Genomic DNA, 13,302 nt, shown 5'->3' on the forward strand with positions numbered 1-13,302 from the left:
CGGTCAGTGCACGGCCTGGCCCGCGGGGACGCTCCGCACGGCCGCCCCCGCGCCTTCCCGTGGACCGGCGAAGGTGGCCGCGATCGCGGCACACAGACCCACCGCGGCCATCGTCAGGAAGGCGGCGACGAAACCGGATTCGGGGTACATCGTGCTCCTCCCGGCCGTCACGACGCCCGGCGCCGCGAGTATGACCACGAGCATCTGCGTACCGAAGGCGCTGCCGAGGGAACCGGTCAGATTGAGCATGCCGCCCGCGATGCCCTGCACCTGGGCCGGCACGTGCTGCACCAGCAGGTTGGGCAGCGCGGACGAGGAAGTGCCCAGGCCGATCCCGAAGACGACCATCGCGATCATCATCTGGGGAACGGTGTCGTGCCGCACGGCCAGCAGTACCGCTCCCCCGGCCACCGCGACACCGCCGAACATCAGGGCGGGCCGGGCACCGAACCGCCTGGACGCGTGGCCCGCCAGGGGACCCGAGATCATGGCCACGATGCCGAGCGGCAGCATGAAACGCGCCACCCCGAGCGCGCTGGAGCCGAATCCGTACCCGAGACCCGCGGACTCGGGCATCATCACCAGCATCGGGACGAGCATCGACTGTCCGACGAAGGCGATCTGTACGACGGCGCTGGCCGTCAGGGCCATCGCCACCGGTCGCTGCTTCAGCAGTGCGAGGTCGATCAGCGGCTCCGGCAGGCGGCGTTCGTGGGTCAGCCAGACGGCCAGGACGACGACACCGCCGATCACGCACACCAGGGTCCGGCCGGAGGTGAATCCCCAGTCCTTGGACTCGCTCAGCCCGAGCAGCAGCACGGTGGCGCCGAGCGACAGCAGTCCCGCGCCCGCCCAGTCGAGCCGGGCGCGGGCACGCAGAGCGCTCTCCGGCAGCAGCACGGCCACCAGGGTCAGGGCGATCAGCGCATGGACGACCTGGAACCAGAAGAGGCCGGTGTAGCCGAAGTGGTCGATGAGATATCCGCCGACCACCGGGCCGATGACCGCGCTGATTCCCATACCGGTGGAGACGAGGCCCAGCGCCACCGCGACGAGCTTGGGCCGGAAGATGTCCCGCACCAGCCCGTACGCGAGCACCATGACCGGCAGCCCGATCCCCTGGAGCGCCCGGCCCGTGAGCAGCAGGGGGAAGTCCGGGGCGAGCGCGGCGAGCAGCGAGCCGGCCACGAAGACCACCGAGACGGCCAGCAACACCCGCTTCTTGCCGTGGACGTCGCCGAGCTTGCCCACGACCGGTGTCGCGGCGGCGCCCACCAGCGTGGTGAGAGTGATCACCCAGGCGACCTGGGTGGTACTGAATTCCTCGGCGATCTGCGTCAGCGCCGGTGTCACCAGCGTGTAGGTGAGCGGGACGATCTCGACCAGCAGAACAATCACGAGGAGCAGAAGGACGGAACGTCCGCGGGAGAGCGGAGGCCGTTCGGCCTCGCCCGTCGGCATAGGTATCTGATTCATGGTGAGACTCCCGGCCTTGCGCATGAGGAGGAGTGAGATACGGCCAGGCCGAGGCCGGTTCATCGGAACCGTGACGTCTCGGTGAGCCGGAATCGAACGTCCGGCTGGCCTGTAATTGATTTCACCAGCGACCCATCAAGCGGTCAAGAGAATGGACCGATATCCCGGCAACACGAGGTGCAAAACGGGGTCAGATCGGTTATTCAGGAACACTCGACGTGCAGAACATAACTAGAATTCAATCTAGTTAATGCATTGCAGGCATGCCAGGGCCACGGAATTCCAGGAGCGGGGGAACGCCGGGTCAGCCGGATGCGTGGCCGCCGGGTGACATGCCCCGGAGCAGCAGGGTGCAGGCGAGCCGCAGATCCGCCTCGGCATCCGGCATGGAGATGCGGCCGTTCAGGCTGGACTGCAGGATGCCGAACCACACCTGGAGCAGCAGGCGGACGACCGCGAGGTCGTCGGCGGTGGGCCGGTCCACCCCGGCCGCGGCCAGCAGCACGTCACGGAAGGTCGCGTCGATCCGCGCGACGTCCGTCACGACGGCGGCGTTGGCCGCGTTCGAGGACTGGATCATGGCCTTCGCCAGGGCCGGCTTGCTCAGCAGCGACCGGTTGGCACGGACCAGTACGTCGAAGACGCGTTCCGCGGCGTCGGCCTTGCCGCGCGGACGCCTGGCGATGCCTTCGCTCATCCGGTCCACCTGGTGCGCCATCACACCGACGAACAGGTGGATCTTGGAGGGGAAGTAACGGTAGAGCGTCCCGATCGCCACCCCGGCCCGCTTGGCCACCTCGTGCATCTGGACACGGTCGAGGTCCTTCTCGGTGGCGAGTTCCTCCGCGGCGTCCAGGATCCGGATGTGCCGGGCCCGCTGCTCGACCGAGCTCGGTTCGACCGCGGCTCTGCCCGCTGCGACTCTGGGCACCGTTCCTCCACCTGTCATGGTCCGACCGGCCCGAGGATACCCAGCCCGGCGGCGCCGGGCCCACACCCGCACCCCAGGGGTCCGCACACCATCCGGACGCGAGCCCCGAACCCGGCCCCCGCACCCGATCCCGCGCGCGCCCTGCCCCCGGATCCGGTCAGCTCCGGTCGAGCGCGCTCTTGAGCACCTTGCCGACCGCGTTGCGCGGCAGCCGGTCCACGACCACCACGTCGCGCGGCACCTTGAAGTTGGCCAGCCGCCCCCGGCAGAAGGCGATCACCTCGCCGGGGTCGGGGCGCTCCCCCGGCCGGGCGGTGACATAGGCCCGGCCCACCTCGCCCAGCCGGGGGTCCGGTATCCCGACGACCGCGGCCTCGGAGATCTGCCGGTGCCTGGTGAGGAGTTGCTCGATCTCGGCGGGGTACACGTTGAACCCGCCGACCAGGAACATGTCCTTGAGCCGGTCGGTGATCGTCAGGTTGCCGTGCGCGTCGAGGTGCCCGACGTCTCCGGTGTGCAGCCGGCCCTGGGCGTCGACGGCCTCGGCGGTGGCCGCCGGGTCCTCGAAGTAGCCGCGCATCACGTTGTACCCGCCCACCACGATCTCACCGGTCCCGCCCGGCCCGAGCGGTGCTCCCGCCGGGTCGACGACCTGGAGTGCGACGCCGTCCACGGCGCGGCCGGAGGTCGTGGCGACGGTCCGGGTGTCGTCGGCGACCGTACACATGGAGACCATGCCGCAGGCCTCGGTGAGGCCGTACGCGGTCAGTACGGTCAGGTGCAGTTCGTCCCGCATGCGCTCGACGAGTGCGACCGGGACCACGGCGGCGCCGGTCACCGCGAGGCGCAGCGACGTGATGTCGTAGGCGTGCCGGTCGGGATGGTCGAGGATCGACGTGTAGACGGCGGGCGGGCCCGGCAGCACGCTCACCTGCTCCTCGCTCACCAGCCGCAGCGTCTCCCGGACCTCGAACACCGGCTGGAGGACCATGGTGGCCGCCCTGAGCAGACAGGCGAGCACCCCCGCCTTGTAACCGAAGGTGTGGAACAGCGGGTTGACGATGAGATAGCGGTCGCCGTGGCGCAGTCCGGCCCGTTCGCTCCACGCCTGGTAGGCGCGGATGTTCTGCCCGTGCGCGGTGAGTGCGCCCTTGGGCCGGCCGGTGGTGCCCGAGGTGAAGAACATGTCGCAGACGTCCTCCTCACCGACCTCGGCGGCGCGGCGGTCGGCCGCCGCGTCGGGAATGTCCCCGCCCGCGGCGAGGAACTCCGGCCAGGTCCGCGCGCCGGTGACCTCGGCGCCGCCGATGAGTACGACGTCGAGCAGGTCCGGCAGCGCGGGGACCGGGCGTCCGGCGGCCGGCGTTCCGGGGGCGGACGCGCCACTGTCCCGCAGCATGTCCAGGTAGTCGTGGCCGAGGAACCCGTTGTCCACGAAGAGCGTCCGGGCCTTGCTCCTGGCCAGCAGCCAGGCGGCCTCCTCCCCCTTGTAGCGGGTGTTGACGGGTACCAGCACGGCGCCCGCGCCGAGCGCGCCGAGGGCGGCCACCACCCACCGGTGCCCGTTGGGCGCCCAGATCGCCACCCGGTCGCCCGGGGCGATGCCGGACGCCATGGCCGCCGCCGTGGCCCGCCGTACCTGCGCGGCGAGTTCGCGGTACGTCAGCCGGACCGCGCCGTCGACCAGCGCCTCCGTGTCGGGGTGTCGCTGCGCCGTGGCGGCGAGAACACGGGGAACGGTACGGACCGGGCCGTCCTGGGTCATGGGGACTCCTCATCCACTCATCGGCTCATCCACGCATGCATCGGAATTCATTGCACTTCCGCATTCAGCGCACTCTAGTCCACCTACCAAACGCTTGGTAGGTTTGCTCGACACCCGGCCGCCTTCCGTGGCGTCCGGACCCGGACGCCACGGAAGGCAACGCATGAGCATCAGCAATCCGGTGGACTTCACCGGACGGGCGGTCGTCGTCACGGGAGGCACCAAGGGCATCGGCTTCGCCATCGCCGAGGCGTTCCTCGGAGCCGGGGCGGACGTCCTGGTCTGCGGTCGCGGCGAGCCCCTCGCCCTGCCCACGGCGGGCGGCCGGACCGCGCACTTCCTCGCCGCCGATGTCCGCGATCCCGCCGCGGCGAGCGGTCTCGTCGAGCATGCGGCGGCTAGCTTCGGCCGACTGGACGTGCTCGTCAACAACGCGGGCGGCTCGCCCGACGCCGACGCCGCCACGGTCTCGCCGCGGTTCGTCGAGAAGATCGTCGCCCTCAACCTGCTGGCCCCCTTCTACACGGCGCAGGCCGCCAACCGGGTCATGCAGCCGCAGGAGAGCGGCGGTTCGGTCATCAACATCGGCAGCGTCTCGGGGCACGACCCGCAGCCGGGCACGGCCGCGTACTCCGCGGCCAAGGCCGGACTGCTGGGCCTGACCCGCGCCCTGGCCCTGGAGTGGGCACCCCGGGTCCGGGTCAACCACATCACCACCGGACTGATCCGCACCGAGAACGCGGCGGCCGTCTACGGAGACGACGGCGGAGCGGCCGTGGCCAGGACGATCCCGATGAGCCGGATGGCCGCCCCCGGGGACGTGGCGGGTGCGTGCCTCTACCTCGCGAGCGGCCTGGCGTCGTACGTGAACGGCGCGGATCTGGCGGTCCACGGGGGCGGCGAGTTCCCCGCGCGCTATCTCGCCGTGCAGGACGGAGCGCGGGCGCACGGACCGGAGTCCAGGACCGTGGAAGGTGCCACGACCCTGGACCGCTGAGCGTGGCGTCCCGCCACCCCCTGTCGCAGAATTAGAATTCATACTAGCTTGGTAGGTGTCCGGGTCCCCCGTGCCGGGACCGTCGTGCAACGAGGAGCGAAGCCATGCATGAAGCAGTCAGCCTGGACGGCCGGACGGCCGTCGTCACCGGCGCTGGTGCGGGCGTCGGCCGCGCCGAGGCGCTGGCCCTGGCCGCGGCCGGGGCCAGGGTCGTCGTCAACGACGTGGGCCCCGCCGCCCAGGCCGTGGTCGACGAGATCATCAGCGGGGGCGGACAGGCCACGGCCGTCGTCGGCGACGTGGGTGACTGGTCACTGGGCGAACGGCTGGTGGAGAAGGCAGTCACCCGGTACGGCAGCCTGGACATCCTCGTCAACAACGCAGGCGTACTGCGCGACATGATGCTCTTCAACCTGACCGAGACCGCCTGGGACGACGTCATCCGTGTCCACCTGAAGGGACACGCGTCGGTCTCACGGGCCGCCGCCGTCCACTGGCGCGCCCTCAGCAAGGCCACCGGCGGTCCGGTCTACGGACGGGTCGTCAACACCTCGTCGGAAGCGTTCCTGTTCGGCGCCGCGGGCCAGCCCAACTACTCGGCCGCCAAAGCCGGCATCGTCGCGCTGACCCTCTCCACCGCCCAGGGGCTGAGCCGGTACGGCGTGCGGGCCAACGCCATCTGCCCGCGGGCCCGTACCGGCATGACCGAGCACGTCTTCGGCGAGGCGGCCGACGGCGCGGGTGAGCTGGACATCCTGGCCCCGGAGCGGATCGGCACGTTCGTCGGCTACCTGGCGTCACCTGCGGCGGCGGAGATCAACGGCCAGGTCTTCGTGGTCTACGGCGACATGGTGGCGCTGATGGCCGCACCCCAGGTGGAGCGGCAGTTCCGCACCACGGGCCCGGCGTTCACCCCCGACGAACTGGACCAGCAACTGACCCCGTACTTCAAGGGCCGCAGTCCTTACCAGTCGTACGCGGCATACAGCGTGGCCGACCTCGACACCACCGGTGTGCAGAGCGCCGCGAACTGAGACCTCTCCGGATTCCCCGCCGGCGGGCGGGGAATCCGGAGAATCACGGCGCGGGCGCGGGAGGCGACATCCCGGCGAGCAGCATCCGGCAGCCCAGCCGTAGATCCGACTCCACCTCCGGCATCGAGATCCGCCCCTGCAGGCCCGACTGAAGTACTCCGTACCAGAGTTGGAGCAGCAGCCGGACGCGGGTCAGGTCCTCGGGGGTGGGATGTTCCAGACCGATCACGTCCAGGATGACGGCACGGATGCCGCTGTCGATCGCGGCCACCCCGGGCACCTTCCCGGCATCGGCGTTGGTGGCCGAGGTGAGCATCGCGTTGGCCAGCTCGGGGCGGCGCAGCAGTGCACGGCTGGCCTGCTGGAGGACACCGAACGCGGCCTCGTGGGACGGCAGTCCGGCGACGGGCCGCCGCTGGGCGAAGGTGTCGCCGAGGCGTCCCACCTGATCGGCCATCACTCCGACGAACAAGTGCGTCTTGGACGGGAAATACCGGTAGAGGGTCCCGATGGCGACGCGGGCCTGCCGGGCCACCTCGTGCATCTGGACCCGCTCCAGTCCGTTCACGGCGGCCAGCTGGGCAGCCGCCTCCAGCAGACGCAGCCGCCGGGCCCGCTGGTCCGGCGAGCTGGGCTCCGCCGCCGGGCGGTTCTCCGCAACTCTGGGCACTGGCTTCCCCGTTCCTCGGATTCAGGACGGCCGGGACTTCTTCACCGTCCCGGCCGTCCTGGGTGAGCGGCATCAGCCGGTCACGAGCACACCGGCCCCGTGCCGATACGCCGTCACCTCGCGCACGGCACAGGCACACGGCGTCGTAGGGGCCTTCGGGTCAGCGCTCCTCTCCCGCGGGCAGCGGGGCGAAGGCGGCCAGCGGCTGGGTGCCGGACCAGTCGTGGCCCCAGTAGCTGTCGGCGGTGATCTCCTCGGCCGTGTAGTGGGTCTCGTCGACGAGCATCCCCTCACTGCCGTACTCGACGTCCCAGCCGCCGGGCGCCCGGACGTAGAAGGACACCATCTTGTCGTTGGTGTGCCGGCCGAGGGTCGAGGACAGCGGGAAGCCGTGCTGATGCACCCGGTCGAGGGCGATCCCGACGGCGTCGAGGCTGTCCGCCTCGACCATCAGGTGCACCAGGCCGGGCGCTTCGCCGTGCGGCGCGGGAACGACCGCCAGGCTGTGGTGGCGCTCGTTGACGCCCAGGAAACGCACCCGGCGCGGCGGGTCGGTGACCGGGCCGCCGAGCCGCATCGCGCCGCGCGGCAGGAAGTCCAGGACCTCGGTGTAGAAGGTGACCGTCTCGTCCATCCGGGTCGTGGGCAGTACGACATGTCCCATGCCGGCGCCCCCCGTGACGAACCGCTGGCCCGCGCCCGTGAGCAGGGGGCTGTGGTCGAGTACCGGCGCGTAGAAGACTTCGAGCGGGGTGCCCCCGGGGTCGGTGAAGGCAATGGCCTCCTCCACACCCCGCTCCGACGTCCGGTCCGGGGAGAGCTCCTTCACCGCTGTGCCGGAGGCCTCGACGGCGTGCCGTACCCGGGCGAGTGCGAACTGGTCGCGCACCTCCCAGCCCACGGCCTCCACCCGGTCGCTGTCGCCGGGGAGCAGGGTCAGCCGGGCCCTGCGCTCGTCCATGCGCAGGTACAGCCCTTCGGGGTCGGGCCCCTTCCCCTCGGCGAACCCGAGTGCGTCGACGGCCAGTTCACGCCAGCGGTCGAGGTGTCGGGTGCGGACCACGAGGTATCCCAGTGCGCGGATCTCAGCCATCTGTCGTCGGCTCCATCGTCAGGTCGGAACGGGTCCGGGCGGGTCGGGCCGGCCCGGTGCGGGCCCTTGCGGGCCCGGGGCACGGGTGTCAGATCATCGAGCGCATCGGCCCCTGCGGCGGCTCGATGCCCAGGTCGGTGAGCGCCGAGGCGTGGAACACCGAACCGGGTACGTGGATGGCGTGCGCGAGGCCGGTGTGCGCGTCGCGCCAGAAGCGCTGCAAGGGGTTGTCCATGCGCATGGCGTTGCCCCCGGAGCGGGCGACGATCTCGTCCATCGCACGGACCGCTCGCCAGGCCGCCCCGACCTGGATGCGCCGGCCCGCCGCCCGGTCCCCGAAGGTCACTTCCCGTCCGGCCTCGACGGTGTCGTACATCCGGGAGACGTTGTCGAGCAGGGCGGTGCGGGCCGCGCCGATCTCGGCGGTGGCCTCGCTGAGCGCGTACAGGGCGTGCGGGTCGTCCTTGATCCTGGTGCCGGTCACCGTGGTGCGGTGGCGCTGGTACTCCACGTGGTGGGCGAGTGCGCCCTCGGCGATGCCGATGACCGCGGAGGTGATGCCCAGCGGGAAGGCGCAGGAGAACGGCAGATGGTAGGCGGGGTTGGTCAGGCCCGCTTCCTTGGCGGCGGTGCCGTCGACCACCTTGTTGTACGGGATGACCCGGTGGTCGGGGACGAACGCGTCCGTGACGACGACGTCCTTGCTGCCGGTGCCGCGCAGCCCGACGACGTCCCACGAGTCCTCGATGATCTCGTAGTCGGAGCGGGGCAGGATCAGGTGCAGCGACTGCGGGGGCGATACGGGGGTGCCGTCGGCGTCCCCCAGGAAGCCGCCCAGAAAGATCCACCGGCAGTGGTCGGTCCCGGAGGAGAACTGCCAGTGCCCGCTGAAGAGATAGCCGCCGTCGACCGGCCTGGCCACACCCATCGGGGCGTACGGGGAGGCGATCCAGGTGTCCTGGTCCTCGCCCCAGACCTCCTCCTGGACCTTCGGGTCGGCGAAGGCCATCTCCCACGGGTGCACCCCCACCACGCCGCTGACCCAGCCGGTGGCGCCGTCCAGTGCGGCGACCGCCATCACGGTCTCGGCGAACTCACGCGGGTGTGCCTCCAGGCCTCCGTGCGTCTTCGGCTGGAGCATCCGCATGGTTCCGGCCTCGCGGAGCAGTTCGGCCGTCCGGTCGGTGAGCCTGCCCCGGGCCTCGTTGCGCGGGCCGAGTTCGCGGAGCTCGTCCGCCCTGGCCATGATCCTGTCGAGTGCGGTGTCGGCCATCTCTTCCTCAATTCCTCTGCTGCGCTGCGGCCCTGTCGGACCGGGGGGACTGCTCAGGCGCCGACGGCTGCCTTGTTCTTCGCCGCCAGACCGACGGCGATCTCGATCAGCTGGTCCTCCTGGCCGCCGACGAGTTCGCGCCGTCCGGCCTCGATGAGGATCTCCGCGCCGGACACCCCGTAGCGCCGGGCCTGCCGGTCCGCGTGCTTGAGGAAGCTGGAGTACACCCCCGCGTAGCCCATGGTCAGGGAGAGCCGGTCGAGCAGGCACTCGCCGTCCATCACGGGACGGACCACGTCCTCCGCCGCGTCGATGATCTTCAGGGTGTCGATGCCGGTCCGGATGCCGAGCTTCTCCGCGACGGCCGCGAAGGCCTCGACCGGGGTGTTGCCCGCACCGGCCCCGAACCGCCGGGTCGAGCCGTCGATCTGGAGGGCGCCGGCCCGTACGGCGAGTACGGAGTTGGCCACTCCCAGCCCGAGGTTCTCGTGTCCGTGGAATCCCACCTGGGCGTCCGCGCCGAGCTCGGCGACCAGGGCCGCCACCCGGTCACTGGTCTGCTCCAGCACCAGTGCCCCGGCCGAGTCCACGATGTAGACGCACTGGCAGCCCGCGTCGGCCATGATGCGGGCCTGCGTCGCCAGGGCCTCCGGCGGACTGCTGTGCGACATCATCAGGAAACCCACGGTCTCCAGGCCGAGTTCGCGGGCCAGTCCGAAGTGCTGGACGGAGATGTCCGCCTCGGTGCAGTGGGTGGCGATGCGGCAGATGGCCGCGCCGTTGTCGGCCGCGCTCCGGATGTCGTCCTGTACGCCCAGTCCGGGCAGCATGAGGAAGGCGATCCGGGCCCGGGTGGCGGTCTCCACCGCGGCCTTGATCAGTTCCTGCTCGGGGGTGTGGCTGAAGCCGTAGTTGAAGGACGATCCGCCGAGTCCGTCGCCGTGGGTGACCTCGATGACGGGCACTCCCGCGTCGTCGAGAGCCGCCACGATCGAGCGGACGTGCTCGACGGTGAACTGGTGCTGCTTGGCGTGCGAGCCGTCCCGCAGCGAGGAGTCGGTGACCCGGATGTCGAGGTCTGCGCTGTAGGGCATGTGAAGGTGTCTCCCTCGAAGAGGTGGGGGCCCGGGGCCGGTCAGGCCCGGCCCGTGGTGATCTGCCGGGCGAAGCCCTCGCCGACCCTGGTGGCGGCGGCGGTCATGATGTCGAGGTTCCCGGAGTACGGCGGCAGGAAGTCACCGGCGCCCTCGACCTCCAGGAAGACCGCGACACGGGCGAACCCGCCGCTGCCGGGGCCGGGATCGTCGAACTGCGGCTCGGCGCGCAGCCGGTAGCCGGGGACGTACGCGGCCACGTCGGCCACCATCCGGTGGACGGAGGCGGAGACGGCCGAGCGGTCCGCGTCGGCCGGGAGCGAGCAGAACACCGTGTCCCGCATGAGCATGGGCGGTTCGGCCGGGTTGAGGATGATGATGGCTTTGCCCTTGCGGGCGCCGCCGATCCGCTCGATGCCCCGGCTGGTGGCGTGGGTGAACTCGTCGATGTTCTGCCGGGTGCCCGGCCCCGCCGACGGCGACGCGACGCTCGCCACGATCTCGGCGTACGCCACCTCGGTCACCCGGGACACGGCGTGCACGATCGGGATGGTCGCCTGGCCCCCGCAGGTGATGAGGCTGACGTTCGGGGCCTCCAGGTGCTCGCCCTGGTTGACGGCCGGCACCACGGCCGGGCCGATGGCCGCGGGCGTCAGATCGACGGCCTGGATGCCCAGTTCGGCGTAGCGCGGGGCGTTGGCCCGGTGGACGTGGGCGGAGGTCGCCTCGAAGACGATGTCGGGGAGTTCGTCCTGTTCCAGCAGCGGGCCGACCCCCGTGGAGCCGGTGGTCAGGCCGTGGTCGGCCGCACGTTTCAGTCCGGGGCTGTCCGCGTCGACGCCGATCATCCAGCGGGGCTCGATGGCGTCCGAGCGGAGCAACTTGTACATCAGATCGGTGCCGATGTTCCCGGAACCGACAATGGCTGCACTGGCCTTGGTCACTGCTCTCGCCTCACTGGAAGATGACGGACACGGAGCCGAGTCCGCCGAACTCGGCATGGAAGTCGTCCCCGGGGCGGACGTCGACCGCCCGGGTGCACGAACCGGGCAGGACGAGGTGACCGGCCTCCAGCCGCACGCCGAACGCGGCGACCTTGCGGGCCAGCCAGGCGACGGCGGTGGTGGGGTCGCCCAGGACCGCGCCGGTGTTGCCGCGGGCGGCCTCCTGGCCGCGGCGGTGCAGTACGGCGGGTATGTCGGCGAGGTCCAGGTCCGACGGCCGGACCCGCGCGGCGCCGAGCACCACCCCGGCGGAGGAGGCGTTGTCGGCGACCGTGTCCGGGAGTCCGATCCGCCAGTCCTTGATCCGGCTGTCGATCAGCTCGATGCTCGGTACGACGTACTCCGTGGCGGCGAGTACGTCCGCCGTCGTACAGCCCTCACCGGGCAGGGCGGCGCCCAGCAGGAACCCGACCTCCACCTCGACCCGGGGGTAGCAGTAGTCGCCGGTCTCCACCGGCACGTCCTCGGACAGCACCATGCCGGAGAGCAGATGGCCGTAGTCCGGTTCGTCCACCCCCATCATCTGCTGCATGACCTCCGAGGAGAGCCCGACCTTGTGACCGCGCACCGTGGCGCCGTCGGCGAGTTGGCGGCGGATGTTGGCCAGTTGGATCTCGTAGGCGTCGACCACGTCGATGCCGGGGTAGCTGTCGGTCAGCGGGGAGACCGGGGAGCGGTCCCGCTGTGCCGCCCACAACAGGTCTGCGGCTTCGGCACGTTGCGCCGCATCGAGCATCGGGACCTCCTGGAACCGAATCGGGAAGGGAAGAGCGAGGACCGGGGTACGTGGGTACGGGCCGTGGGGACACGGGAAAGGTTGCAGTCCCCGTGCGGTCGCAGGAGCCCGCTCCCGCTGAGTGGGAATCGCGCCGGGGCCCGGAGCCTGTCGTCCGGATCAGGCGCTACGCGTCATAGCTGACCGAGAGCCGTTCGGTGAGCGCGGTGGACTGGCAGGCGAGGATGTAGCCCTCGTCGAGGTCGGCCTGTTCCAGTACCTCGTTGCGTTCCATGGCGACCTCACCGGCCAGGAGCCGGCAGGCGCAGGCACTGCACGAGCCCTCCCGGCAGGAGAACGGCGCGTCCAGACCGGCCGCCAGCAGGGCGTCCAGCAGTCTGGTTCCCGGAGGCAGGGGTACCGTGCGGGTCTCGCCGTCGAGCCGGACCTCGGCGGTGCCCGCGGGGCCCGCCGGATCCTCGGACGCCGCCGGACCGGTGGGCTCCGGTCCTGCGAACGGGTCTCCCGCCAGGGAGGAGAACCGTTCGACGTGCACCCGCTCCGCCGGCATGCCGAGCCCGGTGAGCACCGCCACCACGGCGTCCATGAAGGGGCCGGGTCCGCAGACGAAGGCCTCCCCGGCCGTGCGGGACAGGGCGAGTTGGCGCAGTCCGGCTTCGGTGGGCAGGCCCTGGACCGACTCCAGCCAGTGCACGACGTGCAGCCGCCGGGGGTACTCCCGGGCGAGCGCGATGAGCTCGTCGCGGTAGATCACCGAGCCCTCGTCCCGGTTGGCGTAGACGAGCGTCACGGTGCCCGAACCGGCGTGCAGCGCCGATTTGAGGATCGACATGACCGGCGTGATGCCGCTGCCCCCGGCGAACAGGACGAAGTCGGTGTCCAGCGATGCCGGGGTGAACGTACCGGCGGGGCGCAGGACTTCCAGCGTGCAGCCCTCCCGGACGGTGTCGCAGATCCAGTTGGATCCGTGGCCGCCCCGGGTTCGCTTGACGGTGATCCTCGGCTTCTCGCCGAGGACGGGAGAGCTGGCGAGCGAGTAGCAGCGCGCCACGCTGCCGGTCCCGCCACCGGCCTCCGGTATCCGGACGGTGAGGAACTGGCCGGGACTGTAGGCGAACCGTCCGGCGTCGCCGGGGGCCGGTTCGAGAACGAGTGAGTACGCGTCCGGGGTCTCGGCGAGCATCTCGACGACCCGGACACGGAGCGGGCGGGGGTGTGACATCGGTCGG

The 13,302-nt window shown here is 71.1% G+C and carries 12 protein-coding genes; 2 read left to right on the plus strand and 10 right to left on the minus strand.

What is annotated here, in order from left to right; genetic code table 11:
* Positions 1-3 precede the first annotated feature (3 nt).
* The 3 genes from OG709_RS02365 to OG709_RS02375 form a co-directional block, all read right to left on the minus strand.
* A complete protein-coding gene (locus OG709_RS02365) occupies positions 4-1,476 on the minus strand; it encodes an MFS transporter (protein WP_329164594.1) in 1,473 nt (490 codons plus the stop codon).
* Between the two features lie 304 nt (positions 1,477-1,780).
* On the minus strand, positions 1,781-2,407 hold the full coding sequence (locus OG709_RS02370) for a TetR family transcriptional regulator (RefSeq protein ID WP_266644486.1): 627 nt from the start codon (positions 2,405-2,407) through the stop codon (positions 1,781-1,783).
* 157 nt (positions 2,408-2,564) lie between these two features.
* Positions 2,565-4,172, minus strand: a complete 1,608-nt coding sequence (locus OG709_RS02375) for a FadD3 family acyl-CoA ligase (RefSeq protein ID WP_250300108.1) — start codon at positions 4,170-4,172, stop codon at positions 2,565-2,567.
* A 163-nt stretch (positions 4,173-4,335) separates the two neighbouring features.
* On the opposite strand from OG709_RS02375, the gene OG709_RS02380 reads away from it, so the two are divergent.
* Entirely contained in the window at positions 4,336-5,169 is an 834-nt protein-coding gene (locus OG709_RS02380) for an SDR family oxidoreductase (RefSeq protein WP_250300110.1), read from the plus strand.
* Between the two features lie 104 nt (positions 5,170-5,273).
* Positions 5,274-6,203, plus strand: a complete 930-nt coding sequence (locus OG709_RS02385; RefSeq protein ID WP_266644484.1) for a 3-oxoacyl-ACP reductase — start codon at positions 5,274-5,276, stop codon at positions 6,201-6,203.
* A gap of 43 nt (positions 6,204-6,246) precedes the next feature.
* On the opposite strand, the gene OG709_RS02390 is transcribed toward OG709_RS02385, so the two are convergent.
* From OG709_RS02390 to OG709_RS02420, 7 genes are all read right to left on the minus strand, one after another.
* Complete coding sequence (locus OG709_RS02390) at positions 6,247-6,873, minus strand: TetR family transcriptional regulator (protein WP_250300115.1); 627 nt, start codon at positions 6,871-6,873, stop codon at positions 6,247-6,249.
* 160 nt (positions 6,874-7,033) lie between these two features.
* Positions 7,034-7,966 carry a VOC family protein gene (locus OG709_RS02395; protein ID WP_250300117.1) on the minus strand — a complete coding sequence of 311 codons (933 nt, stop codon included), beginning with the start codon at positions 7,964-7,966 and terminating at the stop codon, positions 7,034-7,036.
* A gap of 88 nt (positions 7,967-8,054) precedes the next feature.
* Entirely contained in the window at positions 8,055-9,239 is a 1,185-nt protein-coding gene (locus tag OG709_RS02400; RefSeq protein WP_250300119.1) for an acyl-CoA dehydrogenase family protein, read from the minus strand.
* Between the two features lie 53 nt (positions 9,240-9,292).
* A complete protein-coding gene (gene dmpG, locus OG709_RS02405) occupies positions 9,293-10,333 on the minus strand; it encodes a 4-hydroxy-2-oxovalerate aldolase (RefSeq protein WP_250300120.1) in 1,041 nt (346 codons plus the stop codon).
* A 41-nt stretch (positions 10,334-10,374) separates the two neighbouring features.
* On the minus strand, positions 10,375-11,277 hold the full coding sequence (locus tag OG709_RS02410; RefSeq protein ID WP_250300122.1) for an acetaldehyde dehydrogenase (acetylating): 903 nt from the start codon (positions 11,275-11,277) through the stop codon (positions 10,375-10,377).
* A 10-nt stretch (positions 11,278-11,287) separates the two neighbouring features.
* Entirely contained in the window at positions 11,288-12,073 is a 786-nt protein-coding gene (locus tag OG709_RS02415) for a 2-keto-4-pentenoate hydratase (RefSeq protein ID WP_250300124.1), read from the minus strand.
* 166 nt (positions 12,074-12,239) lie between these two features.
* The gene (locus tag OG709_RS02420) at positions 12,240-13,295 is read right to left on the minus strand and encodes a ferredoxin--NADP reductase (protein ID WP_326695400.1); all 1,056 of its coding nucleotides are present in this window, start codon (positions 13,293-13,295) and stop codon (positions 12,240-12,242) included.
* Positions 13,296-13,302 lie beyond the last annotated feature (7 nt).

Origin of the sequence: Streptomyces sp. NBC_01267, assembly GCF_036241575.1 — a bacterium.
In the GTDB taxonomy this organism is placed as follows: Bacteria; Actinomycetota; Actinomycetes; order Streptomycetales; family Streptomycetaceae; genus Streptomyces.

What these genes read in the sequence shown, in the direction of transcription:
- OG709_RS02415 (WP_250300124.1), bottom strand. Translation starts at nt 12,073, where the DNA reads ATGCTCGATGCGGCGCAACGTGCCGAAGCCGCAGACCTGTTGTGGGCG.
- dmpG (WP_250300120.1), bottom strand. Translation starts at nt 10,333, where the DNA reads ATGCCCTACAGCGCAGACCTCGACATCCGGGTCACCGACTCCTCGCTG.
- OG709_RS02400 (WP_250300119.1), bottom strand. Translation starts at nt 9,239, where the DNA reads ATGGCCGACACCGCACTCGACAGGATCATGGCCAGGGCGGACGAGCTC.
- OG709_RS02395 (WP_250300117.1), bottom strand. Translation starts at nt 7,966, where the DNA reads ATGGCTGAGATCCGCGCACTGGGATACCTCGTGGTCCGCACCCGACAC.
- OG709_RS02385 (WP_266644484.1), top strand. Translation starts at nt 5,274, where the DNA reads ATGCATGAAGCAGTCAGCCTGGACGGCCGGACGGCCGTCGTCACCGGC.
- OG709_RS02375 (WP_250300108.1), bottom strand. Translation starts at nt 4,172, where the DNA reads ATGACCCAGGACGGCCCGGTCCGTACCGTTCCCCGTGTTCTCGCCGCC.
- OG709_RS02380 (WP_250300110.1), top strand. Translation starts at nt 4,336, where the DNA reads ATGAGCATCAGCAATCCGGTGGACTTCACCGGACGGGCGGTCGTCGTC.
- OG709_RS02365 (WP_329164594.1), bottom strand. Translation starts at nt 1,476, where the DNA reads ATGAATCAGATACCTATGCCGACGGGCGAGGCCGAACGGCCTCCGCTC.
- OG709_RS02420 (WP_326695400.1), bottom strand. Translation starts at nt 13,295, where the DNA reads ATGTCACACCCCCGCCCGCTCCGTGTCCGGGTCGTCGAGATGCTCGCC.